This is a genomic window from Burkholderia sp. AU45251, assembly GCF_030482905.1.
Lineage (GTDB): Bacteria > Pseudomonadota > Gammaproteobacteria > Burkholderiales > Burkholderiaceae > Burkholderia > Burkholderia aenigmatica.
In genome coordinates this window covers 497,512-524,337 of sequence record NZ_JAUJQH010000001.1, presented here as the reverse complement: position 1 = coordinate 524,337, position 26,826 = coordinate 497,512, and the positions used below count along the sequence as shown (strand labels likewise).

Annotated in this window: 20 protein-coding genes; 12 read left to right on the top strand and 8 right to left on the bottom strand. The window is 67.1% G+C overall.

The window, feature by feature from the left end; genetic code table 11:
- Nucleotides 1-417: 417 nt before the first annotated feature.
- Together QZM67_RS02260 and QZM67_RS02255 are read left to right on the top strand one after the other, a co-directional pair.
- Complete coding sequence (locus QZM67_RS02260; protein WP_301800503.1) at nt 418-2,142, top strand: ABC-F family ATP-binding cassette domain-containing protein; 1,725 nt, start codon at nt 418-420, stop codon at nt 2,140-2,142.
- A 294-nt stretch (nt 2,143-2,436) separates the two neighbouring features.
- Nucleotides 2,437-3,507 (top strand): zinc ribbon domain-containing protein, encoded by a 1,071-nt coding sequence (locus tag QZM67_RS02255; RefSeq protein WP_301801397.1) that lies wholly within the window; start codon nt 2,437-2,439, stop codon nt 3,505-3,507.
- Nucleotides 3,508-3,602: 95 nt separating this feature from the next.
- Here the strand turns inward: QZM67_RS02255 and QZM67_RS02250 are convergent, their stop codons facing one another.
- The 3 genes from QZM67_RS02250 to QZM67_RS02240 all read right to left on the bottom strand — a co-directional run bounded on the left by QZM67_RS02250 (nt 3,603) and on the right by QZM67_RS02240 (nt 6,962).
- The gene (locus QZM67_RS02250) at nt 3,603-4,637 is read right to left on the bottom strand and encodes a succinylglutamate desuccinylase/aspartoacylase family protein (RefSeq protein WP_205823848.1); all 1,035 of its coding nucleotides are present in this window, start codon (nt 4,635-4,637) and stop codon (nt 3,603-3,605) included.
- Between the two features lie 255 nt (nt 4,638-4,892).
- Nucleotides 4,893-5,168 (bottom strand): hypothetical protein, encoded by a 276-nt coding sequence (locus QZM67_RS02245; RefSeq protein WP_043186765.1) that lies wholly within the window; start codon nt 5,166-5,168, stop codon nt 4,893-4,895.
- A gap of 243 nt (nt 5,169-5,411) precedes the next feature.
- Nucleotides 5,412-6,962: a sensor domain-containing diguanylate cyclase gene (locus QZM67_RS02240; protein ID WP_301800502.1), complete on the bottom strand. Its 1,551-nt coding sequence runs from the start codon at nt 6,960-6,962 to the stop codon at nt 5,412-5,414.
- Between the two features lie 494 nt (nt 6,963-7,456).
- On the opposite strand from QZM67_RS02240, the gene QZM67_RS02235 reads away from it, so the two are divergent.
- From QZM67_RS02235 to QZM67_RS02220, 4 genes are all read left to right on the top strand, one after another.
- Nucleotides 7,457-10,333, top strand: a complete 2,877-nt coding sequence (locus QZM67_RS02235) for a xanthine dehydrogenase family protein molybdopterin-binding subunit (RefSeq protein WP_301800500.1) — start codon at nt 7,457-7,459, stop codon at nt 10,331-10,333.
- On the top strand, nt 10,330-11,031 hold the full coding sequence (locus QZM67_RS02230; RefSeq protein WP_089452929.1) for a (2Fe-2S)-binding protein: 702 nt from the start codon (nt 10,330-10,332) through the stop codon (nt 11,029-11,031). Before QZM67_RS02235 ends, QZM67_RS02230 begins: the two co-directional genes overlap by 4 nt.
- Complete coding sequence (locus QZM67_RS02225) at nt 11,028-12,287, top strand: cytochrome c (protein WP_301800499.1); 1,260 nt, start codon at nt 11,028-11,030, stop codon at nt 12,285-12,287. Before QZM67_RS02230 ends, QZM67_RS02225 begins: the two co-directional genes overlap by 4 nt.
- A 469-nt stretch (nt 12,288-12,756) precedes the next feature.
- Nucleotides 12,757-13,221 (top strand): hypothetical protein, encoded by a 465-nt coding sequence (locus QZM67_RS02220; RefSeq protein ID WP_301800498.1) that lies wholly within the window; start codon nt 12,757-12,759, stop codon nt 13,219-13,221.
- Nucleotides 13,222-13,335: 114 nt separating this feature from the next.
- On the opposite strand, the gene pal is transcribed toward QZM67_RS02220, so the two are convergent.
- The 5 genes from pal to QZM67_RS02195 form a co-directional block, all read right to left on the bottom strand.
- Entirely contained in the window at nt 13,336-13,827 is a 492-nt protein-coding gene (pal, locus tag QZM67_RS02215; RefSeq protein WP_043186780.1) for a peptidoglycan-associated lipoprotein Pal, read from the bottom strand.
- A gap of 396 nt (nt 13,828-14,223) precedes the next feature.
- Nucleotides 14,224-15,435 (bottom strand): porin, encoded by a 1,212-nt coding sequence (locus tag QZM67_RS02210; RefSeq protein WP_301800497.1) that lies wholly within the window; start codon nt 15,433-15,435, stop codon nt 14,224-14,226.
- A gap of 255 nt (nt 15,436-15,690) precedes the next feature.
- A complete protein-coding gene (locus tag QZM67_RS02205) occupies nt 15,691-16,269 on the bottom strand; it encodes a hypothetical protein (RefSeq protein WP_301800495.1) in 579 nt (192 codons plus the stop codon).
- A 42-nt stretch (nt 16,270-16,311) separates the two neighbouring features.
- Nucleotides 16,312-16,767: a VOC family protein gene (locus tag QZM67_RS02200; RefSeq protein WP_301801396.1), complete on the bottom strand. Its 456-nt coding sequence runs from the start codon at nt 16,765-16,767 to the stop codon at nt 16,312-16,314.
- Between the two features lie 430 nt (nt 16,768-17,197).
- Entirely contained in the window at nt 17,198-18,196 is a 999-nt protein-coding gene (locus tag QZM67_RS02195; RefSeq protein ID WP_301800493.1) for a GlxA family transcriptional regulator, read from the bottom strand.
- A 144-nt stretch (nt 18,197-18,340) separates the two neighbouring features.
- Here QZM67_RS02195 and QZM67_RS02190 point away from each other — a divergent pair, with 144 nt between their 5' ends.
- The 6 genes from QZM67_RS02190 (at nt 18,341) to QZM67_RS02165 (ending at nt 26,777) form a co-directional block, all read left to right on the top strand.
- On the top strand, nt 18,341-19,315 hold the full coding sequence (locus tag QZM67_RS02190; protein WP_301800491.1) for a nitronate monooxygenase family protein: 975 nt from the start codon (nt 18,341-18,343) through the stop codon (nt 19,313-19,315).
- A 238-nt stretch (nt 19,316-19,553) separates the two neighbouring features.
- Complete coding sequence (locus QZM67_RS02185; protein WP_175024523.1) at nt 19,554-20,660, top strand: AAA family ATPase; 1,107 nt, start codon at nt 19,554-19,556, stop codon at nt 20,658-20,660.
- Nucleotides 20,661-20,668: 8 nt separating this feature from the next.
- Nucleotides 20,669-20,812: a hypothetical protein gene (locus QZM67_RS02180; protein WP_301800487.1), complete on the top strand. Its 144-nt coding sequence runs from the start codon at nt 20,669-20,671 to the stop codon at nt 20,810-20,812.
- Nucleotides 20,813-20,822: 10 nt separating this feature from the next.
- On the top strand, nt 20,823-23,309 hold the full coding sequence (locus tag QZM67_RS02175; RefSeq protein WP_301800485.1) for a DUF5682 family protein: 2,487 nt from the start codon (nt 20,823-20,825) through the stop codon (nt 23,307-23,309).
- 100 nt (nt 23,310-23,409) lie between these two features.
- Nucleotides 23,410-24,534, top strand: coding sequence for a VWA domain-containing protein (locus tag QZM67_RS02170; RefSeq protein WP_301800483.1), 1,125 nt, complete (start codon nt 23,410-23,412; stop codon nt 24,532-24,534).
- Nucleotides 24,531-26,777 carry an SWIM zinc finger family protein gene (locus QZM67_RS02165; protein WP_301800482.1) on the top strand — a complete coding sequence of 749 codons (2,247 nt, stop codon included), beginning with the start codon at nt 24,531-24,533 and terminating at the stop codon, nt 26,775-26,777. The genes QZM67_RS02170 and QZM67_RS02165 overlap by 4 nt, the downstream gene beginning before the upstream one ends.
- The last annotated feature ends 49 nt before the right edge of the window (nt 26,778-26,826 follow it).

Genomic DNA, 26,826 nt, shown 5'->3' with positions numbered 1-26,826 from the left:
CGTCATTCAATATGACGGTGACGGTCCCCGGTCAGGAGCCGTTACTCAGAACACGTTCTTTAAAGCAGACATTGGCCGCCCAATAGCGGGTTGTCGCGGAACATTCCGAGATCGCTCATGGAAAGAATTGGGAGCCGTAACTCCAGCGGCTTGTATAACCGACGTGAGCCGAGATAAACTCCGACGCTACATCCAACTCTTTTTAAAAAAGGAGGTAAATATGGTTTTTCTAGTGCGCCCACTCATGTTGGCACATTTATTCAGCACATTCGCCCGCTCTTGCCTGAGTTCCATCGCGCTGCGATAACCCGGTCAGAGCAAAGCCTTTTCCTCCCGAGTCCTTTCTCGACTCCAAGGTTGTCGCCAGCGCTCCTGTTGACAGGGACAAACACGTCCCGAAGAAACGAGAGCAAGAGCATGACAACGCTGATTTCTGCACTTTCCCTGAAACTGGAAACCGGCCATGGCCCGCTATTCCAGGATCTTTCCTTTACTGTAAAACTTGGCGACCGTATCGGCCTGATTGGCCACAACGGCTGCGGCAAGAGCAGTCTGCTGGATGTATTGGCGGGCAGCCGCGAACCCAGTGCCGGTAGCGTGCAATATGCGGCAATGTGCCGCCTGCAACACGTCGAGCAGCATCTACCGCCAGGACTTGCCGACCTGACGACACGAGCGGCGTTGCTGGAGAGCGTCGGCGAGCAACGGGCGGAGCATTGGCGGGTAGACAGTCTACTGGACGACTTAGAGCTTGCCACCGTGGCGGACACACCCATTTCCGACCTGAGCGGCGGCCAGCACACTCGTTTGCTGCTGGGACGTGCAGTCCTTAAGCAGCCGAATCTGTTGTTGCTTGATGAACCAAGCAATCATCTGGATCTACCTTCGTTATTGTGGCTGGAAGATTTTCTGCGCCGCTGGCAGGGTGGCTTCATCTTGGTATCGCACGATCCGCGACTTCTAGACACCCTCAGCGACAAAAGCTGGATTCTGCGCGATCAGCGCTTGTACAGTTTCGATATGCCGTGCAGCCGGGCCATGGTCGCGTTGGCCAAGGATGATGCAACGGCACAAGCGCGGCATGCGGGTGAGCAAAACGAGATAGACCGGCTAGCCGCCAGCAGCAAACGTCTGGCCATCTGGGGGCGCGAGCACGACAATGAGAAACTGTCGCGCCAGGCCAAGTCCATGCAAAGGCGTGTCGAAAAACTAAAGGAAGACCAGACCTTTGTGAGTCATGGCAGCCCTTGGCGCTTGAAGCTACAAGGAAGGCCATTGGCGGCGGACCGTCTGTTGGCGTTCGAAGGCCTGCATGTCCGTGCCCAGGCAGAAGAACCGATCCTGTTTGAGGTTCACGATTTGTGGCTGCGGCCAGGTGACAAGATCGCCCTCCTGGGCCGCAATGGCACGGGCAAATCCTCGTTGCTACGCCAGTGCTGGAGCGATCTGCAGCAGGGAGAAGCGCGCATGGGTTGGCGTTATCATCCAGCGGCGCGCATCGCCTACTACGATCAGTCATTGCATCAACTGGCCGACGACGCCACGTTGTCGGACGCGCTATATAAATTTGCGCCAGTCGGCGACAAAGAGCGACGGCAGGCTTTGATTTCTGCCGGGTTTGCGTATGTACGCCATGGTCAGACCGTGGCCACGCTGAGTGGCGGCGAGCGGGCCCGTCTGCTATTTCTCGCGCTGTCCATGGCCAGCTACCACCTATTGTGGCTTGACGAACCGACCAATCATCTGGATATGGAAGGCAAGTGCGAACTTGCTGCCGCGCTGGCGGCGTTCGATGGTGGTTTCATCCTGGTCTCGCACGATCGCGAACTGATCGAGCACAGTTGCAATCGCTTTTGGGCAATCCATAACGGGCGCTTGCAAGAATTGCCGGATGCTGAAAGCGCGTATCGAAATTTGTTCACCTCTCGTGATGCCGCTGCACCCGAGCAGATTCCGACGACACGGAACCCCACCGGTGTTCAATCCGCGAGCTGTGACGCTGAGGCACAGTGGCAACGTTGGTGTCAGTTGGAGGCATGGCTGGCGGCAGAGCTCACACGCAAACCGAAACATCAAAAGCGGCAACTGCAGGAACAGTGGCGGGAGGAGATGCGGCGACTGGAACAGGCGCTTGGGCTTTAAGGCGTATGTAACGGGTGCGGTTCGCAGCGGCACGGCGACGTCCGGGTGGCTATGGCGATATGCAGCGACTGGTTCGGTGCCGCTTGGCACAGCCTGCCGCCAATATCCCGCGATTCCACGCCCGCTTCACTTTCTGATCGAACGAATGGCCGATCTCGAAAAGTTCGAGTGCTCCTTCCGGGTCGGCATGCGGCATCGGCGTGGCGCCGGGCTGAAATCGACGAGAAAGAGACAATCGACGGTTGTATCGAGATTGACGACAATGAAAAGCATTCCAACAGAGGGCAAACAATCATGATGACTTCCGGTGACGGCCTGACCAGTCCAGCGCGGCTCCTGCGACTCGCGTCGTGGGCGATCGCGATCGTCTTCGCGGTCTTTCTGAACATGCTCGGCAGTCTCGTGATCCGCGACATGGCGTTCGCGCCGAGCGGCGGTCCGCCCGCCATCGAGCAATTCGCTGATACCCAGGCAAAGGCGCGGCTGGACGCGGCGCGGCGCCGTCTGCAGGCTCAGCACGACGCGCTTGTCGAGAAGGCCGACACGATGGAAGTGGCGCGCGGCCGCGCCGCGAAGGAGTACGCGGCCGAGAAGGAAAGTTTCCGCAACTGGCTGGCAACCCGCGCGGTGACAGGAGACAGTGCGAGGGACCCGGACATTCTGGCCAGAACGCACAAACTCGATACGCTCCAGGCCGTGGTGGTCAACTGGCAGCATCAGATCGATGCGATCGGCGACCAGCAACGGGCACTGGCCTCGCAGCAGACTCAAGTGGACACGCAAATCGCCGAAGCGGACGCAACAGCCGAACGGCGCTTCGACGAGGCAACACGGCACTACGAGATCCAGGTGTTCGGGCTGCGGCTGGCGCTGACGTTACCGATACTGCTGGTTGCGATCTGGCTGTTCATCCGTTACCGCAAGGTGCGCTACTGGCCTTTCGTGTATGGTTTCGGCCTGTTTGCGCTGAGTGCGTTTTTCATTGAGCTGGTTCCGTACTTGCCGAATTTCGGCGGCTATGTCCGGGTTCTGGTCGGCATTGCGCTCACGGTATTCGCCGGCCTTTACATGATGAAGGCATTTCAGCGCTATGCCGAACGCAAACGGCTCGAATTGCAGCAGGATCAGGGCGCACGCGCGCGCACGATCGGATACGAAAAAGCCGTTCGGTCACTCGAAAAAAAGCGCTGCCCGTCATGCGACAAACAATGGAATCTCGGCGGCGACGATTCCACGTTCTGCGTACATTGCGGATTGAGGCTTTTCAATGTGTGCGAATGCGGCGGCCGGAATTTCTTCTTCTTCCCGCATTGTCACCAATGTGGCGCTGCGCAGGAAAATGAGTTGCCAGGGGCGTCCGGCTGACGGTCAGCGTGTTTGCAATAGGCGCCGGCGCCGGCGTACGACGGTTGTGACGCGTTGTCGATATCCTTCGCGGCGGCGGGTTGTGCCAGTCGCGATCACTCGATGACACGCGCCGGCGTCGACAACTCCGCCAACTGAAACAGGCAGTCCCCGCGCCGCACCTGCGCGGGCACGCGCTTGCACACCACTTCGCCGTCGCCCTTGAAGCGGTGCAGCACCGGCTCACGTAGCGGCGTATCGGGGAAATGTACCCATGCGGCCGGCTGCCCGGCCTTCACCTGGTCGCCGAGTTCGACGAGCGGCTCGTACAGCCCGCGCTCGTACGCATAGACGAAGTGACGCTCGCCGTCGACGCGCATGAAGCGCGTGACGGTCGGCGGCGCATCGGGCACGAGCGCGCCGTGCAGCAGGCCGATATAGCCGAGGTAGTGCAGCAGCCCGTGGCGGCCGAGCCGGATCAGCGACGGATCGGCCATGCCTGCGCCGCCGAGTTCGGTCACGATCGAGATCGCGCCCTGGCGACGCGCGGCCGATGCCGAATGCACGGGGTTCGGCGCGTGCAGCAGCGCATTCTGCAACCCGAACGCGACCAGCAGCCCGTTGAGCTTCGCGGCTTCGTCGGCGTCGAGCGGATCGATCGCGAGCATGTTGCCGCCCTGGTACAGCAGCGAGCTGCCGCCCGAGTGCAGATCGACCAGATACTGCGCGCGCGACAGCAGCGCATGCTCGATGTAGTGGGCGATCATCTGCGTCGGCGTGCCGGTCGGGTCGCCGGGGAAGCTGCGGTTCAGGTTGCCTTCGTCGAGCGGCGACACGCGCAGGCCCGCATCGGCCGCCGGGAAATTCGCCATCGGCAGCAGGATCAGCTGCCCGCTGACCATCTCGGGCTCGATCTCGCGCATCAGTTGCGACACGATGATCTGGCCTTCGTATTCGTCGCCGTGGTTGCCGGCCATCACGAGCGCGACCGGGCCGTCGCCGTTGCGGATCGACGCGATCGGGATCGGCAGCCAGCCGTACGCGGAGCGGTGCACGGAATGCGGCAGCCGCAGGTAGCCCGCGTGCTTGCCGGGTGCGTCGAGATCGATTTCGCAGTGGATGGGATTGCGGTGCGAGGAAGAGGCGGTCATGGCGGCATCGTTCGATGAACGGAATCTGCCATCTTATCGGGAAACGACCGCCGCGCGGTGTGCCGGGCGCGCGCAACGCGGAACGCCATCGACCGGCAAGCGCATGGAGGCGTACGGGCGAGTTGCACAGCCGATACGCGGAACCCCGCGCGATGTTGCAGCGATGAACGCATGCCGGCGTGCGAGCCGGCCGCATTCGGGTGCGATGTTTCGCGCCGGCCCCTTGCCGCGACAGGGCCGGCACGCGCAGCCGTCTTATCGGCCCGATGTTTCAGCTTCGATACGGCCTTCTTCCCACAGTGCCCAGAAACGGCTGCCGGCACGATACGGATTCGCACGGTGCGCGCCGTGATCGGCGACGCCCTGGCGAAAGGCGCCGTAGAGCGTCAGCGGCGGATTGTCGACGCATCGGGCTTCGCGTGCGGCCGGCATGCGGCGCTCGGAAACGAGCCGGCGGATCAGTGCTGCGCCGTCGATCACATCCAGTTCGTCGATGGTATCGCTGCGGCTGAGGACTTCGACGGTATTCATGTTGGGTCTCCCTGACAACCTGTTTCCCTGACAGGGAGCAATAAAAGTGCCAGGCTTGAAAAGCCTGGCGCCGATTCGATCGTGCCGGCTTCTGCAGCCAACGTGATGCGTGGCAGGCGGCGATGTTACGGAACACGTCACGTGACACGCGAACGCGCGGCGCCACGTGCGGTCACGCAAAGCGTTTCGGGTTTGAATCGTCGGAGGAGGCGAACGCGGGGGAAAGAGGGCGGCGCAGCCGGGTCAGTTCGCGGTGGCTGGCGCGACGTGGCTGCTGCCGCTCGAATAGAAGCGGTAGATTCCCTTGCCGGCCGACTTCGCGTCGTACAGCGCGCTGTCGGCCTGCCGGATCAGTTCATCGGGGGAGCCGTGCCCGTCGTCGAGTGCGATGCCGATGCTGATCCCCAGGCTCACGGTCGCGCCGATCGACAGCGTATACGGCGCGGAGATCTGCCGGATGATGCGTGCGGCGAGGAGCGAGCACGCGTGCATCGTCGTGTCGTCGAGCGCGACGACAAACTCGTCGCCGCCGATTCGTGCGGCCAGCTCGCCGGGCGGCAGCGTCTTGCCGAGCCGCTCGGCCACCTGCGTCAGCACGTCGTCGCCGGCCTGGTGGCCGAACCGGTCGTTGATCGCCTTGAAGCCGTCGAGGTCGAGATACATGACGGCGGGCGCGGGGCCCGGCATGCGTGGCCGGCGCGCGAGCATCCGCTTGAGCTCGGCATGCAGTTCGTGGCGGTTCGGCAAACCCGTCAGCGCATCGTGCCGCGCGAGGTGCCGGATGTGCTGCTCGGTCCGGCGGCGCGCGGTGACGTCCTCGACGATGATCACCGCGTTGCCGTCCGGCACGCGGTGGCGCGTGAGTTCGAGCTGGCGGCCGTCGGCGAGCACGACGTCGAGCGGCGCGGGTTCGTCGCAGGTCAGCCAGAGCGCGCACTGTGTGGCGAGACTGGCGCCACCGGGATCGGTCGCGTCGTTCGCGCCGAGCGCCGCGACGACGGCCGGCAGCGGCGTATCGAGCATGATCTCGCGCGGCGAGCCGAACAGTTGCGCGGTGCGCCGGTTCGCGACGATCACGCGGTGCTCGCCGTCGATCATGCACAGGCCGTGCGGCATGTAGGTGAGCGCGGCGTCGAAGCGCGCGACGAGTTCGGCGTTGCGCTGGCGCGCGGCGATCAACGCGACGAGCACGCGATAGTGACGCTGGACGACCGTGCGCATCGCGGCGAGATAGATTGCGAGCGGCGGCAGCAGCAGCCATGCGCCCGACCGGTGGGCCAACAGCGCACCGACGCCGATCGGCAGCACGCCGAGCGTGACCTGCATCATCGCGAGGCGCGGCAGCGCCGAATTGCGCGACGCGATCCCGCCGAACACGCCGCCCGCGACCATCACCGACAGCGTGCCGAGCTCGACGTCGACGGCCTGCACGCAGCCCATCACGCCGAGGCCGAGCACGAAGCACGCGACGAGCGACACGGGCGCATAGTGCATCGCCCAGTATTCGGCGCGGTCGTCGCCGGCGTCGCGCCGCACCGCGTACGCACGCGCGATCGAGAGCCGCGCGACGAGCAGGCCGACGTCGACGATCAGCCACGCGAGGCACCAGAGCTGCTGCAGCCGGATCAGCGCGACGGCCGCGACGAAGCCGCTCGCGAGCCCGGAGAGCGCCATCGGGCGGACGTCTTCGAACAGCGTAACGAGCATCGACGGGCGCAGTGCGGCCGTCACACGGTGGTTGCCGGAGGGGGGAGTGGCGAGAACGGAGTGCAGGAGAGATGCCCTGACTGCCATGGTTTTTAACCTCGACACGATGTCGCGTGATGTCGCGATGGCTGGCGGCGCCCGCACGGCACATGGCGGAAGCCCGGCCAGGCCGGATGCGCACGACATTACCATGAAACATGGGCCGCATCGGGCGCTGCGCCGGCCACTAGTCGTAAACCACGCCCGCGAAAGTCTTGCGCATTCACCTACGCCACGGCAGCATCGTTGCGAACGGAATGCGGTTCGGCGACCGACGGGAGACCGGTTGCCTTGCAGGCGGCGCGGGTCCGCCGGATGCGGTCGATCCGATCGAAACCGCTGCAAACGATCACGCGACGGGGACGAATCGCCACCCGCGACCGGCTGCCGCAGCCCGGCTGAATACCGTTATAAGAAATTCGATAAGTATTTCATGCGAGAAATACTATAGGCGATATATCTAAAACAATGCCAGAATGCGCGCCGCTCCGAACGTCGCGACACCCGATCGCCGTCCGAGCCGCATCAGGAGGTTCCCCCCAATGAAAAACCACGGCCTGTCACGGCGGGGTTTTCTGAAAGCCAGCGTGCTGGCGGGCGTCGCAGTGTATGTCGCGCCCCTGGGCAGCCGCGCGTTCGCGGCGCTCTTCGAAGAAAAACTCCTCACCCCCGTCAAATGGGATAGCGTCACCGGCATCCCCCAATTCCGCATCGACGGCATCGCGAAGGTCACGGGCTCGAAAGTGTTCGCCCGTGACGTGCGCGCAGCCGACATGCCGCACTGGCCGCAGCAGCAGTCGCATGCGCTGATCCTGCGCGTCACGCAGGCCGACCGCACCTACGAAGGCTTCGACCTTTCGTTGCTCGGCGACGACCTGAAGCCGGACCGCGTGGTCACGGCCGACGATCTCGCGCGCGACGGCGTCGCGTTCCCGGCGTTCTACGGCGACGACATGTTGTTGCCGGCCGGCAAGACGCCCGCGTATCTCGGCCATGCGGTCGCGATCCTCATCTACCACGACTTCGCGCGCTTCCGCTTCGCGAAGAACGCGCTCAAGTTCCGCGACGACGTGATCCGCTACGGCGCGGTCACGGGTCCGCTCGAGCGCGACCCGTGGGGCACCTTCCGCTATGTGCGGGTGGGTGGCAAGACGGCCTACGACGACGACGTCTATTCGAGCCTGAAGGACGCACCGATCTTTCCGAGCATGATGCGCAAGCACCTGCCGGTGTGGCCGGACGGCAAGGAGCACGGCAAGCTCGACGAGCAGGGCATGTTCCTGGCCGGGCAGATCGCCAGCGAGCTCGACCATCCGTCGGCCGACTGGCTCGTGTTCGACCGCGAGTACAACACGCAGTCGGTCGACACGTCCGCGCTCGAACCGGACAACGCGAACTGCTGGTACGACACCACGACGCAGTCGCTGCACCTCGTCGTGCCGACCCAGTCGCCGCTGGAAGTGGCGGAGCACGCGGCCGAGATGGTCGCGAAGTGCCGCATGCCGGTGAAGAAGCTGTTCGTGCATCCGTGCTACACGGTCGGCTACGGCTCCAAGGATCACTTCAACGTGCCGTTCTACGGCCTCGTCTGCGCGCTGTACGCGGACGGCCGCCCGGTGCGTTTCGCGAACGACCGCTACGAGCAGTTCCAGACGTCGCTGAAGCGTCACGCGTTCAAGATGCACTACCGGATCGCGGTGGACCGCAACACGGGCCTGCTGCAGTCGTTCAAGGGCGACTTCGAGGCGAACGGCGGCGGGCGCTCGAACTTCTCGCCTTCGGTCGCGATGGTCGGCGCAACGGCCGCGCAATCGATCTACTACTTCCCGAAGAGCGACCTGGCCGCGGTGGCGATCGCGTCGCGCGCGATCGATGCCGGCTCCGCGCGCGGCTACGGCACGCTGCAGAGCATGGCCGCGACCGAGATGGCGGTCGACGAGATCGCCGCGCAACTGAACATCGACCCGATCGATTTCCGCCTGCGCAACGCGCTGCGCTCGGGGATGAAGAACACGCAAGGAGCGATTCCCGCCGGCGCGCTGCGCGTCGACGAGGTGCTCGAGCGCTCGAAGCAGCATCCGCTGTGGACGCGTCGCGTCGCGCGCAAGGCTGAATACGAGGCCGCGAATCCGGGCAAGCGCTACGGAGTCGGCTTCGCGTGCGTGCAGAAGGACTTCGGCACGGGCGCGGAAGCGTCGTTCGCGAAGGTCGAATTCGACGAGAACGGCAAGGTGTCGCTGCAGCACACGGCAGCCGAGATCGGCACCGGGATGTCGACGTCGCAGGCCGTCGCGGTTGCGAAATGGCTGGGTCGTCCGGCAACCGAAGTGCGCGTGGCCGTGACCGAATGGCCGGACCTGCCGGTCGAGACCAGCGGCGATCCGTACATCATGTCGCAGGCCGACCAGGATCGCCTGAGCGCGAACCCGCGCTGGTCGCCGAGCTATGCGTCGCCGTCGAGCGCGACGAACTCCGCGTACTACTTTACGCACAGCACGCGCGAAGCCGCGCGCGCGGTGTTCCGCTACGGCCTGTGGCCGGCGGCGATGTCGATCTGGACGCGCGGCCTCGGCGGCGGCCAGGCCGCGCCGTACACGATCCGCATCGAAGACGCGCGCTGGGTCGACGGCAAGCTGACCGCCGACGGACTCGAGCCGTTGAGCTTCGAACAGCTCGCGAAGCAGGCCTATGCGCTCGGCCTGCCGACCGGCGCCGTCGTGCACGTGTTCAACCGCTGGCAGTGGACCGACGCCGAGTTCGAAGTCGGCGGCACGGTCGAGCGCTTGCCGATCGACGGGCTGTCGCTGCGCGTCGGCGCGCCGAAGACGGGCGACAACGGCCCGGTGCCCGGCACCGCCGCGCCGGCCGGCGCGACCGCGATGCGCGGCACGCTGGCGCCGACCGCGAACGGCTATCGCGTGCTGGACCGCAAGCGCGTGTTCATCCCGCCGACGAGCCGCAACAACGCGGCTGTCACGTACTACACGGCAGTCGGCACGCTCGTCGAGCTGGCCGTGCACGAAGCGACCGGCAAGGTCGAGCTGCTCACGCATCACTCGGTCATGGAATGCGGCAACCAGATTTCGCCGCAGCTCGTGTCCGGCCAGTTGCAGGGCGGTCTCGCGATGGGGATCGGCCACGCGCTGCACGAGTACCTGCCGCTGTATGAAGACGGCCCTGGCAACGGTACGTGGAACTTCAACCGTTACCAGCTACCGCGCGCGTCCGACGTCGCCGTGTGGACGCAGACGGGCGACGTGCTGCCGCCGCTGTCCGAGACCGATCCGCCGAAGGGCGTCGCCGAAGTGGTGATGATCCCCGTCGTCGGCGCGATCGTGAACGGCATCGCGCACGCGATCGGCCATCGTTTCACCGACCTGCCGGTGACCCCGCAAAAGATTCAGGAGGTGCTCGCATGACGACCGCCCAAACCGCGGCTTCGGCCGCGAGCGCCAGCGCCGCTGCGACCGGCGCTTCCGCGCCGAGCGCGGCTTCGGCCGCACCGGCCTCGGCCCCGGCAGTGCCGGCTGCGGCATCTGCACCGGCTGCCGTCGAGCGTCCGCTCGTCCGGTTCCAGTCGAAACCGCTGTCGATCAACATCAACGGCAAGTCCGTCGGCCCGATGCAGGTGCCGGAAGGGCTGATGATGATCGAGTTCCTGCACGAGTACGCGGGCCTCACCGGTTCGCGGCTTGGCTGCGGGCAGGGGATCTGCCACGCGTGCGTCGTGATCGTCGACAAGCCGGACGGCACGAGCGAGGAAATGCGCACGTGCATTACCGGCGCGCACTTCTTCCACGGCCGCTCGATCCGCACGATCGAAGGCCACGCGAAGCGCAACGAAGCCGGCGAAGTGGTCGAGCTGTCGCCGATCCAGCAGAAGTTCCTCGAGCACTTCAGCTTCCAGTGCGGCTACTGCACGCCGGGCTTCGTCAACGCGGCGACCGTGCTGATCGAACGCCTGAAGCGCGAGCCGATCGCGAAGGCCGACGTCGAACGCACGATCACCGAATCGCTCGACGCGCACATCTGCCGCTGCACGGGCTATGTCCGCTACTACGAAGCCGTCAAGGACGTGGTGCTGACGACGCCGGGACTCGTGAAGGACGCCGCATGAAACGCACCTACGCTCACCGTGTCGCGCGGGCTGCGGGCCTGCCCGCACTCGCCGCGGCCTGCGCGCTGCTGCTCGCTGCGTGTGGCGGCCGCGACGCGCCGGCCTCGAACGCCGCTTCCGGCGCGCCCGGCGCCGACCAGGTCGCGCGCGGCCGCTATCTCGTCAAGGCCGCCGACTGCGCGGCGTGCCACACCGCCAAGGACGGCGCGCCGTTCGCCGGCGGCGCGCCGCTCGAATCGCCGTTCGGCACGTTCTACGGCTCGAACATCACGCCCGACAAGGATCACGGGATCGGCAGCTGGAGCGCGGACGACTTCTACGCCGCGCTGCACGACGGCAAGGCGCCGGGCAAGCGCCTCTATCCGTCGATGCCGTATACGTCGTACCGGCAGCTCACGCGCGCCGATTCCGACGCGATGTACGCGTACCTGAAGACCGTCAAGCCGGTCGCGCAGGAAAACCGCGAACACGAGCTGAAGTTCCCGTACAACCTGCGTTTCGGGATGGTCTTCTGGGACATGGTGTTCCTGAAGGACAGCCTGCCCGATGCATCGACCGGCCAGTCCGCCGACTGGCAGCGCGGCCGCTATCTGGCGGGCGCGCTCGGCCACTGCGCGGAATGCCATACGCCGCGCGCGTTCACGGGCCAGCTCGACAGCGCGAAGCCGTTCGCGGGCGCGGCGCTCGGCCGTGTGGCGGCACCCGACATCACGCCGGCCGGCCTGGCCGCGCGCGGCTGGACGGGGGCCGACCTGCAGACGTTCTTCGGCGTCGGCATCGCACCGCAAGGGTCGGCATTCGGCGAGATGTACCCGGTCGTGCACCTGAGCACGCAGTACATGGCGAAGGACGACCTGCGCGCGCTGTCCGTGTACCTGCTGGGCGATACGCCGCCCGCGCCGCAACCGGTGAAGCCGGTGTCGGCCGACGCCGCGCAACTCGCCGCCGGCCGCTCGGTGTATCTCGCGGTCTGCGCGGGCTGTCACGGCTTCAACGGCGAAGGCAAGCCGCACGTGGCGGTGCCGATGAACGGCAATTCGACGGTGCGCCAGGGCGATTCCCGCAATCTGCTGGTCGCGATGCTCGACGGCATCGGCGAGCAGAAGTTTGCCGGGTTCGAGAACCTGCAGCCGATGCCCGGTTTCGCGCACACGCTGAGCGACGACGAACTCGCGCAGCTCGCGAACTACCTGCGTGCGACGTGGGGCGGCCAGCCCGCGAGCGTCACGCCGGCCGACGTGAAGGCCATGCGTTAAGTCGTGCCGCCGGGCAGGGCGTCGCGCGCGATTCAGCCGGTTTCCGGTGCTCGCGCGCGACGCGTCGCCCGATTTCTTGCGGCGGTTCTTCAGTAGCCGCCGCCCCCTCCGCCCCCCCCTCCGCTGCCTCCCGCGCCGCCACCGCCATACCGGCTCATGCCCGGTCCCTGCGCAGGGCCACTCCCCGACGACATGCATCCCGCCGACAGGACGAGCACCAGCGCGGCGATCAGCGCCGCGGCCAACGTTGCCGATTTCATGTCCGCCTCCTTGCCACGCGCAGGCCGCGGGAAAGGCCGGTTCGCGTGAACCGCACGTCTGCGCGCTGACGAAACACGAAACGTTTCGGGCGGGCCGTTTATTCCATGCTTTTTGTGGATCGTCGAACGCGAAGGGGCCGGATCGGAGCCGTCGCGCGGCGCCTTGGTACACTGCGGCACGCCGTCATTCCGATTCCGACTACAAAAACATGAGTGCCACCGTTGAGCGTCCGACGTCGCGTCCGTCCCATTCCGTCCTGCTCGGCTGCGTGTCATTTGCCGTCGGCGGCCCGCTGGTCACATCGCTCGTCTGGCCGGCGGTGACGCTGATCATGTGGTCGTTGCTCGACGGCCCGTCGTGGGAGCGACTGAATGTCAGCGCCGGCATGGTGCCGATCATCTTCTTCGGATCGTTCCTGCTTGGCTTTTTCCTGCCGGCAGCCGTGGCGGGCGGCATCATGGGCGCGATCGGCACGCGAATCCAGCGGCGCTGGTTCGTGCTGCTGGGGATGGTCGTCGGTGCTGGCGCGGCGCTCGGCTTCGTCGAAATCGTGAATGGCCTGGCGAAGACCGACAAGTTCGACACCTTCACAGCGGCCGCCACGCTCAATGCGATCGTGGCATCGGCCGTGATGTCGCACTGGCTGCATCGCCGGCTCGAACGCCGGCATTGAACGAGAAGCACCGCGGCATCGTCGGTGGCGTGCATGCGCCGCGCGGCCGCTTCTGCGGCCTGCGGGCTGCCATGCTGTTCGTGAAGCGGGTGCCACCGTCGCGGTGGCCCACGATCAACGATAGACGAGATCGGCGCGGCGGTTCTGTGCCCAGGAATCCTCGTCGTGGCCGAGCGCGACCGGCTTTTCCTTGCCGAGGCTGACCGCCTCGAGTTGCGTGGCCGGCACGCCGAGCGTTTCGAGCCCGCTCATCACGGCCTGCGACCGGCGTTGGCCGAGCGCGAGGTTGTATTCGGACGTGCCGCGTTCGTCAGTGTTGCCCTGGATCAGCACGTGCCGCGCCGGATGGCTGCGCAGGTAGTCGGCATGCGCCTGCAGCAGCGACTGGTATTCGGGCTTGACGGAGTACTGGTCGAAATCGAAGTAGATGCTGCGCTTCGCGAGCGGGCTGTTCGGATTATTGAGCTCGTCGGCCGTCACCGTTGCGACGGCTTCGCTCGAGGGCGTCGGCGCCATGCCGGCATTCTCGGGCGTCTTGGCCGCGTGGTGGCAACCGGCCAGCAGTACGACGGTTGCCAGGACCGCAATTCGGTTCGTTTTGCTCATCGTTCGTCTCCTGCGGTTGACTGCGTTGAACGCGTGGGGCGTGCGATCGGCACGTCCGTATCCGGCCTCGACAGCGCGAAAGGTCCGGCACCCACGACGTGAATCGTGTTCGTAAGCCGGTGGTGCGCCATATGAAAGAGTGTCGCGACCGGAACGCCAAATCTCGGCGCCGCTGCAAACAGATTAGGAAAAATGTCACAGCGTGACCAGTTTCTCCGCATTTTTTTGCGCCGACGCGACAGACCGGGCGGCATTCTTGCCTTCGTGCGGGGCGATGCCACAGCGAAAAGGCCGCGCACGGGCGCGGCCTTTTCGGCTCAGGGGCATGACGATCGGGCAGTGCCGGAACGCATGCCTTACGCGGTTGGCGTAGCGGCGTTGCGCCGCGCCGCGTCGTCAGAACTTGTGCCGCAGCCCCAGTGCGACGACGACCTGGTTGCTGTTCGCCGACGGCGTCAGCGTCCAGACGGTCGCGTTGAATGCGGGATTGCCGTTGCCGCCGCTCACGCTCTGGTAGACGCCTTCGAGATACGCATCCGTGCGCTTCGACAGCGCATAGTCGGCTTGCGCGACGACCTGGTTCCATTTCGGGCGCGTCTGGCCGGTGCGCGTGTCGAAGCGGCCCATCGTGTACGTGTACGCGGCCGAGAGGCTCAACGCACGCGTGACGAAGAAATGTCCGTCGACCGTGAAGTTGTCGAACACCAGCGATTCACCCTTCAGCGGTGCGATGCCGCCGCCCTGGAGGACACCCGTCACGCCATCGGTGGTCGAATGCGACCACGCGGCGCCGACCGAATGCGGCCCGAACGCATAACGGCCGGCGGCGGCCCAGATCTGCTGGTTGCCACCCGTGATCGTCGCCGAGCCGTCGACTGTGCTGAGTGCGCCATTCGGGTTCGGCGCATTGCGGTCGCGGCTGATTTTCAGGTAGCCGGCGCCGAGCTTCAGCGGCCCGTTCGCATACGACACCCCCGCGCTCCAGGCCGCGTTGTTGGCGAACTGGCCGGCCGTGTTCGAGAACCCGTACATTGCACCGAACGTCAGCCCCCGGTACGTCGGGCTCGTGTACTTCACCGCGTGATTGATGCGAAGGTTGCGGTTCGAATCGTCGTTGTCGTACGGATGAACTGCCAGGTTGCCGCCCCAGCCGGGGCCGGACGCGCCGAGCGGCGTCACGAAATCGAGGATCAGGTCGTACTGGCGGCCGAACGTGAGCGTGCCGGCCGTCTTCGAACTCAGGCCGATCCAAGCCTGGCGGCCGAACATGTCGACGCCTTTCTGCGACAGCGCGCCGGTGGTGCCCGAGAAACCGTTCTCGAGCGTGAAGACCGCGGCCGTCCCGCCGCCGAGATCCTCGCGGCCGCGCAGCCCCCAGCGCGACGCGTTAAGCGCACCGCTCGTCATCGCGACGGTGCCGCTGCCCGGCGAGCCGGCGCCGTGCGAGCGCTGGTTCGTCGCGTAGGTGATCGACGTATCGATCAGGCCGTACAGCGTCACGCTGCTCTGTGCGTGCGCGCCACCCGGCGCGAAGGCGGTCAGGCTGGCGGCAATGGCGGTCCCCGCGAGTCGCGTGCTGGCGTTCTTGGTCAATTTGTAGGAATGCATAGGAGTTTTTATCGTTTTTCCGGCCCGGTGGCCGGCGGATCGAGCGGCCATTATTGGAGATCGTGCGGCGGTCGATTAAGGCGTTGCACAGGAAAGGTCCTCTGCGAAATCGCTCGGAATCGCGGCGGGACGGAAGACGAGGGCGTGCGGTGCGGTGGAACGCGCGCGCCGGGTTGGCGATGCGTTCCAGCGCGACGTCGGGGGATTCAGGCGGCCATCGCGTGATCGTCGATCGAGCGATCGACGGCGAGCAGTCTAACGGCGAGCAACCGGCAGAGCGGCTTCGACGCCACCGCTGCGATACGCGGCGCGGACGGCGATCGCCCAGGCTTCGAGCGCTTCCGGCGAGAGCCAGGGCCGCAACCGAACCGCGACGCGCGGCAACGCGGCAAGCTGATCGCGCAGGCGCACGATCGACTGGCAGCCACGGAATGCCGACGATCGTGCATCGGGGCCCGACGCGGCTTCGGCGAGCTCTGCCGTCCACTCGACGCCGCGGTGGCCCCTGACTTCGTCGAGGTGCGGCAGATGACGCGCGTCGCCCGATAACGCGATCAACAGCGCGGCCCATTGCGCGCCGCGCCATCCGTGGTTCATGTCGCGCGTGAGGTCGGCCAGCAGCGCGTCGTCCAGCACGGACAGGCTTTGCTGGCACAGGTAGTGGAAGTCGAGCGGCTGATAGCGGACCTGCGGGTAGTCGCGCAGCACGTGCCCGAGTTCGGTGCCGGTCTCGACGGCGGCGGCCAGGAATTGTTCGGCCGGCGCGGGACGGTTCAGCAGCAGCGTCGGCACGCTCCGGTAGAGCCGGTGGATGTCGTCGGGGTGATAGTGCATCGCGAATGTCGGAGTGATCGACCGGCGCACGCGGTGCGCCGTTCAGGTTTTCTGCTGGTCGCCGGACAGTAGCGCCGTATAACGCCGCTGCATTTCATCGGGTTCGACCGCTTCGATCGTATGCCCGATCAGCCATTCGTAACCGAACGGGTCGCGAATCTTGCCGGAACGCTCGCTGTAGAACTGGTCCTGGATCGCGCGTGTCAATTGCGCGCCGGCCGCGACTGCGGCGGCGATCGTCGCGTCGGCGTCGTCGACATGCAGGTGAAGCGACATCGGCGCTTTGGCATCCGGGTCGAGGGCAACGATATCGTATTCGGGGAACTCGTCCGAGATCATCAGCGTGCATGGCCCGAGCTGCAATTCCGCGTGGCCGATGCGTCCCGACGGCTCGACGAGGCGGAATTTCTCCTGCGCGCCGAACGCCTTCGCATAGAACGCGATGGCGTCGTCCGCGTGTTTGGCGCGCAAATAGGGAAAGACTTCGTGAATCGCCATGGTGCCCTCCGGGTGATGGGGTGGGTGTCGCTCGATCCTGTCGGGCCTCGCGGGCCCGGTCTTGAACAAGATTTGCCGCCGTACCTGACATCGGGTCAGAGCGGAACGTGAAAGCCGTTCGCGTTCGCGCGTTACCGGTACTCTTCCGGCGACAGCCCCGTGAACGCGCGAAACTCGCGGTTGAAATGCGGCTGGTCGGCATAGCCCGCGGCACAGTTCATTCCGGATCGGAGGCGGCGGGTACGCCGCCCAGACCGAGTCGATGAAGGGCCGCAGGGCGCCGCCGGGGCGGCGGCTGACGATCATGCCTTTTACCGTGTCATGAACGGCGAACACGCCGATTCTACAAACGAATCGCGTGGGTGGGGGAAGGGCGGCGATGGCGAGCGGATGCTGACCGGTGGACTGTCATCCGCAATCCGCCGATCGGTCATTGTTGTGATTCCGCAGCGGGTCGAAAGCGATCACGATACGCACCCGGGCTGAGACCGACCTTCTCCTTGAACAGCCGGCAGAAAGAGCTCGTATCGCTGTATCCCACCTGGGCCGTGATCCGCTCGAGGCTGAGATCGCCGGTCTCCAGCAAACCGCGCGCGGCTTCGATGCGCAGGCTCTGCAAATACCGCAAGGGCGGCTGATTCAACGCGGCCTGGAATCGGCGGATGATCGTGCGCTCGCTCACGCCGAGATCATGCGCCATCGCCGACATCTTCACGTCCTTCGCCATGTTCTTCTGCAGCCAATGCTGTGCGCGGTGAACCAGCGAATCGGCGTGCGTCTTGTCCGTCAGCAACGGGAGGTACGGCGATTGCTTGGTCTGGCTCACGTCGATCAGCATCGTTTTGGCGCACTGCGCCGCGATGATCGCCCCAGCGAAACGCTCGATGACATGGATGGTCTGCAGCAGGTAGGACGCTGACGCACCGGCACAGATCAGTCGATCCGCTTCGGTGACGACGGGTTCCAGTTGAAGGTCGACACGGGGAAACCGGCTGCGAAACTGGTCGGCCAGCCACCACGTGGTCGTCGCAGGCCGTCCGTCCAGGAGACCGGTGTTGGCCAGCACGAACGTGCCGGTGCAGTTTGCCGCAAGGTAGGCCCCCGCGTTCCATTGCGAAACCAGCCAGTCGCATGCGGCAGACTGTCGTGCCAGCAACTGGTCGAACGCCTTGCCGCTCGCATAGTGCGCGCTGGGAATGAAAACCAGGTCGAACTTCTCTTGCGGCCGGATCGGCTCCGTGTTCAGTTGTAGCCCGTTGCTCGCCATCACCGGCTTCCCGGTCGGAGACAAGAACCGCCATTCGAACTGCGCATGTCCATCGCCCCGCTGTCGCCGCAAATGCGCGTTCGCAATCTGGAGGATGTCGGCGAACCCGCCCAGGCTGGAGGCGTAGCAATCGTCATACGCAAGGATGGCGGCGCGGGGCATGGCGTGTCGGATATCGCATTCAATGTGTCAGTTTAGCCAATGTACTGCAATCCGAACTGCGAGGAAACTGTCCAAATCTACCGGGGGCCAGTCGCGTTTCCGGCATGCGAAGGCGCTTTCGTCTCAACCTGAACCGAAAACATCATGAAAACCAGGATCACCGAACTCTTCGGCATCGACTATCCAATCATCCAGGGCGGCATGCATCACGTCGGGTACGCGGAGCTGGCCGCGGCAGTCTCCAATGCCGGTGGCCTCGGCATCATTACCGGCCTGACCCAGCGATCGCCGGCGGATCTCGCTGCCGAAATCCGGCGTTGCCGCGAGATGACCGACAAGCCGTTCGGCGTGAACCTCACGTTCCTGCCGACCGTCACGTCCCCCGACTATCCGGGCTATATCCGGGCCATCGTCGAAGGCGGGGTCAAGATCGTCGAAACGGCCGGCAACAACCCGCAGCCATACCTGGCCGCGCTCAAGGACGCGCATGTCAAGGTGATCCACAAGTGCACGTCGATTCGTCATGCGCTCAAGGCGGAGGCTGTCGGCTGCGATGCGGTCAGCGTCGATGGATTCGAATGCGGCGGCCATCCGGGCGAGGATGACATTCCGAACTTCATCCTGCTGCCGCGCGCGGCCGACGAGCTCAAGATCCCGTTCGTGGCCTCCGGCGGCATAGCTGATGGCCGGTCGCTGGTTGCGGCACTTTCGCTAGGCGCGGATGGCATCAACATGGGGACGCGCTTCATCGCCACCCGCGAGGCGCCGGTGCACGAAAACGTGAAGCAGGCGCTGGTCGCGGCGACCGAACTGGACACGCGTCTGGTCATGCGCCCGTTGCGCAATACCGAGCGCGTGCTGCGCAACGCCGCGGTCGATCGCATCCTCGACAAGGAAAGCAAGCTCGGCGCCAGTATCCGGTTCGACGATATCGTCGAAGAGGTCGCCGGCGTGTATCCGCGCATCATGAAGGAGGGCGCGCTCGATGCGGGCGCCTGGTCGTGCGGCCTGGTCGTCGGGTTGATCCGCGATATCCCGACCGTGAAGGAACTCGTCGAGCGCATCGTGAACGAGGCGACGGAGATCATTCGCGGTCGGCTGGCAGGTATCGCGGGTTGACATCGATGTGAGACACGAGATGCCGCTGGCCTTCGGTGACGAACGAGCGGCGTCGAACGCGCGATGAGCAGCCTGTTGCGGTGTTCATCGCACCCGCTCCATCACGAACCGGTGCCCGCGATCGAATCGCGGGATCGCCAAAACGCATGTTGACGGATCTTGTCGCCGCGCAGCGATATAATTCGCGCTCCGAGGGCATTCGAGCCCGACCGCGAATACAAGACAAGAAGAAGCAGACATGGCTCCGTCTCAACCGCATGCATTGCAGCGTCCGCCCGCTGAAGTCCTGTACGCCGATCAGCTCGCCGAGCTGAAGGCGCAGGATGGCGGCCAACCCCGTCCGCCGGGCTGGCAACTGAGCCTGACGGCCGCCCGTGCATTCATTGCCGGCGATCGCTCGCTCGGCATTGCGCCGAAGATCGTCGCGCCGATCGCAAGCATCGAGCGCATGCTCGTCACGCTCGCCACCGGCCGCGGACTGATGCTGGTCGGCGAACCGGGTACCGCGAAATCGATGCTGTCCGAGCTGCTGGCGGCCGCGATCAGCGGCACGTCGACGCTGACGATCCAGGGCGGCGCATCCATCACCGAAGACCAGATCAAGTACGGCTGGAACTACGCGTTGCTGATCAACGAAGGACCGAGCCCGCGCGCGCTCGTGCCCGCGCCGCTGTACCAGGGCATGCACGACGGCAAGATCGTGCGCTTCGAGGAAATCACGCGCGCGCCGCTGGAGGTGCAGGACTGCCTGCTCGGCATGCTGTCGGATCGCGTGATGGCGGTGCCCGAACTGCATGGCGAACACGGGATGCTGTATGCGCGCGAGGGTTTCAACATCATCGCGACCGCGAACACGCGCGATCGCGGCGTGAACGAGATGAGCGCGGCGCTCAAGCGGCGCTTCGATTTCGAAACCGTGTTTCCGATTCTCGACTTCGACAGCGAACTCGCGCTCGTGCGCGAAGCCAGCGCGCGGCTGCTGGCCGGCAGCGGCATTCCGGCGGCCGTGCCGCAGCCGGTGCTGGAATTGCTGGTCACCACGTTTCGCGACCTGCGCGGCGGGACCGGCGACGGCACAGGCAGCGACGGCGCGATGGATCGGTTGACGGCGGTGATGTCGACAGCCGAAGCGGTGAACGTCGCGCATGCGGTCGGGGTGCGCGCATGGTTCCTCGAGCAACGCGAAGGATCGCCGCAGGATCTCGTCGACTGCATCGCCGGCACCGTCGTCAAGGACAACGCCGACGATCGCGCAAAGCTGCGCCGCTACTTCGAACAGAAAGCCGCGCGGCGCGAAGGGGCGCACTGGCGCGCGTACTACGCGGCACGCCACCGTCTGCCGTGACGCGCGACATGAATGCGACCGATCACGGCGGCATGCCGGGGCGGGGACGGATTGCGCCCGACGCGTTCGACGCACACGGCGTGTGCGGGATGCACGGCGGCAAGGGCAGGTCGGGCGCCATCGTCGGCGCCGCATGCATCGACGTCGACTGACGGGCGCCGCATGCAGACCGAGACATCCAGCAACCCGCACATCGTCGGCATCCGGCATCACAGCCCCGCCTGCGCGCGGCTGGTGGCCGAGCGCATCCGTGCGCGGCGGCCGCGCTACGTGCTGATCGAAGGGCCGGCCGACTTCAACGGCCGGCTCGACGAACTGTATCGCCCGCACCGCCTGCCGATCGCGATCTACAGCTATCTGTCCGGCGATGCCGCGCATTACGGCTCGTGGACCCCGTTCGCCGAACATTCGCCGGAATGGCAGGCCTTGCAGGCGGGCCGCGAAGTCGGCGCGACGGTGCGCTTCATCGACCTGCCCGCGTGGCACGCGGCGTTCTCGCAGTTGGAGAACCGCTATGCCGATGTCACGGACGCCGAACACGAGGCACGTGCCGACGCCTACGAGCGCGCGCTGGCGGACACGCTTGCCGTGCAGGGGCGCGATGCGCTCTGGGACCACCTGTTCGAGAGCGTCGGCGAGACGCCGGACGCGCTGGGCGAGCTCGCGCAGCGCCTGTCGACCTACTTCTCGCATCTGCGCGACGCCGATCCGGGCTCGCTCGGCAACCAGGCACGCGAACGGATGATGGCGCGCTGGATCGCGTGGGCCGTCGCCGAAGCCGGCGGGCGGGCGGACGACGTGCTGGTGGTCTGCGGCGGCTATCACGCGCCGGCGCTGGCACGACTCTGGCGCACGCTGCCGGCCGCGTTGCCCGATACGCCCGAACCCGGCGCGCTCGACGGCGGCACCTGCACCGTGCTCGACGGACAGGCGGACGACGCCTGCGGGCCCGGGACGGATGCGAATACCGCCGACGGGGCCGCGCGCAGCGTCCGATACGGTTCCTATCTCGTGCCGTACACGTTCAAACGCCTCGACGCATTCGCGGGCTACGCGTCGGGCATGCCTTCGCCGGCCTATTACCAGTGGGTCTGGGCGTACGGCGCGGAAGAGGCCGCGCGGCGTGTGCTCGAGAACGTGATGCAGCGGCTGCGCGCGCGCAAGCTGCCGGTATCGACGGCCGACCTGATTGCCGTGCACGTGCGGGCCGAAGGGCTGGCACGCCTGCGCGGGCACGCGCGGCCGCTGCGCTGCGACTGGCTCGACGCGCTGGCCGGCGCGCTGGTCAAGGACGCGCTCGACGCGCCGCTGCCGTGGACCTATCGCGGACCGTTGAGGGCCGGCACCGATCCGGTGCTGGTCGAGGCGATGGCGGCGCTGGCCGGCGACGTCGCGGGCGAGCTTGCGCCCGGCACGCCGCAACCGCCGCTCGTCGCCGCGGTGCGCGACGAGCTGGCCACGCTCGGCATCGTGCTGCGCGGCACGCTGACGCTCGATCTGCTGACTAATGAAGGTCGTGCGCGCAGCCGCGTGCTGCACCGGTTGGCGCTGCTGCGGGTGCCCGGCATCGTGCGCTGCCAGGGCGCGCAGCTTGCGATGTCGGGCGAGCGCGACGAGGTCTGGCAGCTCGGCGAGCCGCTCGAGCAACAGGCCGCGCTGATCGAAGCCGGCGCGTGGGGCGCGACGCTGGCCGACGCGGCGCGCGCGCGGCTCGAGGATGAATTGCGTGAGGCGGGCGGCTGCATCGCGCCGCTCGCGGACGGGCTGAACCGCGCCGCGTGGGCCGGGCTGGCGGCACTGAGCGACAGCTTGCTGGACACGCTGCACGACGCCGTCGCGCGCGAGCAGCGCTTCGAATCGCTCGCACCGGCGCTCGGGAATCTGCATACGTTGCTGCGTCACGGCCATCTGCTCGGCATGCACGATGCGCCGGTGTTGCGGATCGTCGTCGAGGCCGGTTTCGATCGCGCGCTGTGGTTGCTCGAACCGGCCGCCGCGCTGGCGCCGGGCGATCTCGATGCTCATGTGCAGGGGCACGTCGCGCTGCGCCGGATCGTGGCCGACGTGCTGGCCGGCGCCGAGGGTGTCGCTCACACGCCGCTCGCGATCGAGCCGTTGCGCGCGCTGGCCGTCTGGCGGCGCAAGGCGGCCGATACCGCGGCGGCACCCGCGAGTCGCGGCGCGGCGCTCGGGGCGTTGCTTGATCTCGCCGCGCATGCCTGCGCCGACGACGGTCAACCCGTCGCCGGCATCGACGATGCGATGGCATTGCTGCAGGCGATGCCGGCCGCCGCGCTCGGCGATGCGCTCGGCGGATTGCTGGCGCTGGCGCGCGAGACGCTGGCGAGCGCGCCCGCGTTCGTCGCGGGCATGGATGCGACCGTGCGCGCACTCGACGACGCCGATTTCGTGCTTGCGCTGCCGGGGCTGCGCGGTGCGTTCGCATGGTTGCCGCCGCAGGAGCGCGGGCGGCTTGCCGATCAGGTGCTCGCGCTGCACCAGGCGACCCACCTGTCGCGACGCGTGCTGACCGAGCGGCACGCGGAAGAGGCATCGCCCGAGGCGGCCGCGCACGCGGCACGCATCGAGGCGCAGGTGCTGGGCCGCTTGCGGCGCTGGGGGCTGACGCCCGATCCGGAGGCATCGTGACGCGCCGATCGACGGGCCGCCGCGCGCCCGGCTTCTCCTTCCTTCACCCCGAGGCCGCGCCGTCACGGCACCACGCGGCGCGGTTTCCACGAGTCCTGCCATGCCGCTGAACATTCCCGGTCCGCTCGAACGCTGGCGGCTGCTGCTCGGCGAACCGGCCGAAGCCGCGTGCGGCACGCCCGGTGCCGATGCGCAGGCCGCCGATGCGGCACTCGAATGGCTGTACGGTCGCGACGGCGACCGCGCGCAGCGTGGTGAGCGCGGTGCCAACCTTGGGCCGTCCGCGCTGAGCACGCCGGACTGGATCAACACGATCCACACGCTGTTTCCGAAAGAGGTGATCGACCGGCTCGAACGCGATGCGGTCGAGCGCTTCGGTATCGACGAAGTCGTCACGAACCTCGACGTGCTGGAGCGGATCGAGCCGTCCGAATCGCTGCTGCGCGCCGTGCTGCACACCAAGCACCTGATGAATCCCGAGGTGCTGGCGGCCGCGCGGCGGCTGGTGGCCGAAGTCGTCCGGCGCATCATGGAGCGGCTGGCGACCGAGGTGCGGCAGGCCTTCAGCGGCACGCGCGACCGGCGCCGGCGCTCGCGGGTGAAGATCGCGCGCAATTTCGACTACACGCGCACGCTGGCCGCGAACCTGCGCCACTGGCATCCCGAACGGCGCAAGCTGTATCTCGACACGCCGGTTTTCAACAGCCGCACGCGTCGCCAGGTCGAGCCGTGGGACATCGTGCTGCTCGTCGACCAGAGCGGGTCGATGGTCAACTCGGTGATCCACAGCGCGGTGATGGCCGCGTGTCTGTGGCAATTGCCGGGCATGCGCACGCGGCTCGTGGCCTTCGATACATCCGTGGTCGACCTGACCGCCGACGTGTCCGACCCGGTCGAGCTGCTGATGAAGGTACAGCTCGGCGGCGGCACGGACATCGCGAAGGCCGTCGCGTATGCGCAATCCTGTGTCGCGAATCCCGCGCGCACGGTGGTCGTGCTCGTCAGCGATTTCTACGAAGGCAGCAGCGACTACGAACTCGTGCGCCGCGTGAAGGCGCTGGCCGAGAGCGGCGCGCGCGTGCTCGGGCTGGCCGCGCTCGATTCGGCGGCCGAGCCCGCGTACGACCGCGAGATGGCCGCGCGGCTCGTGAACGCCGGCGCGCAAGTCGGTGCGATGACGCCCGGGCAACTGGCCGCGTGGCTCGCCGAGAAGGTGCAGGGATGAGTGCGCCGATGCGTGACGACCTGCTCGAACTGACGCCGGAGGCGCTGACCGCGCTCGCCAACGCCGGGTTCGTCAAGCGCGCACAGAAGGATGTCGCGGCCGGCGCGATGCCGGCGCTGACCGTCGACGGCGACGGTACGGTGCACGCGTCGTTCGACGACGGTGTGCGGACCAGCCTGCCGCCGGGGCGGACCTTGCGCGATGCGGCGTGCAGCTGCACCGCGAGCGGCATGTGCCGGCATCGCGTGATGCTGGTGCTGGCTTATCAGGCGAGTACGCCGGCGAACGAAGCGGCCGATGCGGCTGCGTCGGGCGATGGACATGCAGGCGGAGACGGCAAGGCGGGGCAGGCCGATCCCCGCGACGAATCGATCCGCGATCCGAATGACGCAACGCGCGGCGAAACGCGCGACGGCCCGGACGATGCGTCACCGGACAACGACACGAACGGCACGTCGTCCGCGGATCGCGCATGGAGCCCGGCCGATTTCGACGATGCCGCGCTGGCGGCGAGTTTCGCGCCGTCGGTGCTCGAACAGGCCGCGCGCCTCGCGGTCGCGCGTCCCGTCGTGGCCGTGCAGCCGTGGTCCGACGCGCAGTCGTCGCCGATTGCACGCCTGCCGATGTGCACCGTGCGGTTCTTCTCGCGGCGCTCGCTCGCGCATGCGCGCTGCGACTGCCGGCAGGGTAGCGGCTGCGCGCATGTCGTGGTGGCCGTCTGGGCGTTTCGCCAGGCCGGCACACCGGCCGACGGCGCAACGGAGACGATCGTCGAGGTGCGCCCGCCGGCCGGCAATGAAGCGGAGAGCGACGACGACCGTTCACCGCTGCGCGACGACGCGGCGCATGCGTTGATCGCCGACCTCGACGGGCTGGTGCAGGCCCTATGGCTGGACGGTTCGAGCCAGCCGCCGATCGCGCTGGCCGCGCGCGTGGAGTCGTTGCGCGGCCGTCTGCGCGAGCGCGGCTGGCAGTGGGTCGACGACGCGCTCGACGAAGCCTGGCAGCTCGTGCTCGCGCAGCATGCGCGCAGCAGCCGTTTCGAGCCGCTGCGGCTCGTGCGCGTGCTGGCCGAACTGTGGGCGCGCCTGCGCGCGGCGATGGGCGCCGCGACGCAGCCCGACGGTGCCGCGGTACCGGCCCGCCAGATGCTCGGTATCGGCGTGAAGGGCGAGGTCGAACTCGATCATCTGCGGCTGGTGTCGCTCGGTGTCGAGCTGTGGGCCGACGAAGCGGAAGAGGGGGCGAGCGTGCTGTTCGCCGATCCCGATACGCAAACCGTGATGGTGCTCACGCGAAACTGGCCGCGTGCCGCCGACGTCGCGGCCGGCGGCCGGGCGCAGGATCTGGCCGGCCGCCGTGTCGCGGGTTTTCCGCTGCGGCAGATCGCGGCCGGGCAGGTCGTCACGAAAACCGCGAAGCGGCGCGCGAACGGTGCGGTCGACATCGCGGCCGGCGTACGACAGACGGGCGTGCTGCCGCTGTCGCCGAAATCCTGGGACGATCTGGCCGCGCCGATCCGCCAGCCGGGCATCGCGGCGCTCGTGGCGTACCTGCGTGACGCGCTGCCCGATTTCGTGCGGCCGAGACAGGCGGCGAATGGGGCGGCGGCCGGCGCGGCCGGGTCGCTGCACGTCGTCGCGTTCGAGCCGATGGTCGTGCGGTCGGTTCACTGGGATGCGGCCGCGCAGGTGCTTCACGCCCGGCTTGCGCACGGCGAAGCCGCGACAACCGGCGTGGACGGCGGCGATGTGCTGCACCTCGCGCTGCCGCATCGCGCCGTGGCGCCTGGCGCCGTCGACGCACTGGCGCGTGCGCTGGCCGGCGAATGGGGCGCGTTGCGCGCACTGGCGGGCACCGTGCGCCTGCATGCGGGCACGGCTGTGATGCGGCCGCTGGCCGTGCTGACCGCACAGCGCGCCGTCGTGCTGCAGACCGAAGCGACGGCGCCGCAACCGCTGCCGCTGGCTGGCGGGCGCGCGCCGTTGCCCGAGCTGGTCGCGCTCGCGGAGGACACGCTGGCGCTCTTGGCCGAGTGGCTGCGCCAGGGGATGCGCCATCAGGGCGGCGGCGCGGTCGAGCGTGCGCGGGCGCAGGCCACGCGGCTGGAGCGGGCCGGCCTCGCTCACGCGGGCCGCCTGCTGCGCTTGCTGGCCGACGGCCTGCGTGCCGCGCAACCGGCGTCGCTACTGGCGCAACTGAGTTCGCTGACGTTGCTGTTGCTGGGCATCGTCGAGCAATGACGGCATGACCGTCGACCGGGCGAGCAGGTCGCGCCCGACATCGCGAGTC

Bases quoted from the DNA above. Each gene is read 5' to 3' on its own strand.
- QZM67_RS02260 (WP_301800503.1), top strand. From the start codon at position 418: ATGACAACGCTGATTTCTGCACTTTCCCTGAAACTGGAAACCGGCCAT.
- QZM67_RS02255 (WP_301801397.1), top strand. From the start codon at position 2,437: ATGATGACTTCCGGTGACGGCCTGACCAGTCCAGCGCGGCTCCTGCGA.
- QZM67_RS02250 (WP_205823848.1), bottom strand. From the start codon at position 4,637: ATGACCGCCTCTTCCTCGCACCGCAATCCCATCCACTGCGAAATCGAT.
- QZM67_RS02245 (WP_043186765.1), bottom strand. From the start codon at position 5,168: ATGAATACCGTCGAAGTCCTCAGCCGCAGCGATACCATCGACGAACTG.
- QZM67_RS02240 (WP_301800502.1), bottom strand. From the start codon at position 6,962: ATGGCAGTCAGGGCATCTCTCCTGCACTCCGTTCTCGCCACTCCCCCC.
- QZM67_RS02235 (WP_301800500.1), top strand. From the start codon at position 7,457: ATGAAAAACCACGGCCTGTCACGGCGGGGTTTTCTGAAAGCCAGCGTG.
- QZM67_RS02230 (WP_089452929.1), top strand. From the start codon at position 10,330: ATGACGACCGCCCAAACCGCGGCTTCGGCCGCGAGCGCCAGCGCCGCT.
- QZM67_RS02225 (WP_301800499.1), top strand. From the start codon at position 11,028: ATGAAACGCACCTACGCTCACCGTGTCGCGCGGGCTGCGGGCCTGCCC.
- QZM67_RS02220 (WP_301800498.1), top strand. From the start codon at position 12,757: ATGAGTGCCACCGTTGAGCGTCCGACGTCGCGTCCGTCCCATTCCGTC.
- pal (WP_043186780.1), bottom strand. From the start codon at position 13,827: ATGAGCAAAACGAACCGAATTGCGGTCCTGGCAACCGTCGTACTGCTG.
- QZM67_RS02210 (WP_301800497.1), bottom strand. From the start codon at position 15,435: ATGCATTCCTACAAATTGACCAAGAACGCCAGCACGCGACTCGCGGGG.
- QZM67_RS02205 (WP_301800495.1), bottom strand. From the start codon at position 16,269: ATGCACTATCACCCCGACGACATCCACCGGCTCTACCGGAGCGTGCCG.
- QZM67_RS02200 (WP_301801396.1), bottom strand. From the start codon at position 16,767: ATGGCGATTCACGAAGTCTTTCCCTATTTGCGCGCCAAACACGCGGAC.
- QZM67_RS02195 (WP_301800493.1), bottom strand. From the start codon at position 18,196: ATGCCCCGCGCCGCCATCCTTGCGTATGACGATTGCTACGCCTCCAGC.
- QZM67_RS02190 (WP_301800491.1), top strand. From the start codon at position 18,341: ATGAAAACCAGGATCACCGAACTCTTCGGCATCGACTATCCAATCATC.
- QZM67_RS02185 (WP_175024523.1), top strand. From the start codon at position 19,554: ATGGCTCCGTCTCAACCGCATGCATTGCAGCGTCCGCCCGCTGAAGTC.
- QZM67_RS02180 (WP_301800487.1), top strand. From the start codon at position 20,669: ATGAATGCGACCGATCACGGCGGCATGCCGGGGCGGGGACGGATTGCG.
- QZM67_RS02175 (WP_301800485.1), top strand. From the start codon at position 20,823: ATGCAGACCGAGACATCCAGCAACCCGCACATCGTCGGCATCCGGCAT.
- QZM67_RS02170 (WP_301800483.1), top strand. From the start codon at position 23,410: ATGCCGCTGAACATTCCCGGTCCGCTCGAACGCTGGCGGCTGCTGCTC.
- QZM67_RS02165 (WP_301800482.1), top strand. From the start codon at position 24,531: ATGAGTGCGCCGATGCGTGACGACCTGCTCGAACTGACGCCGGAGGCG.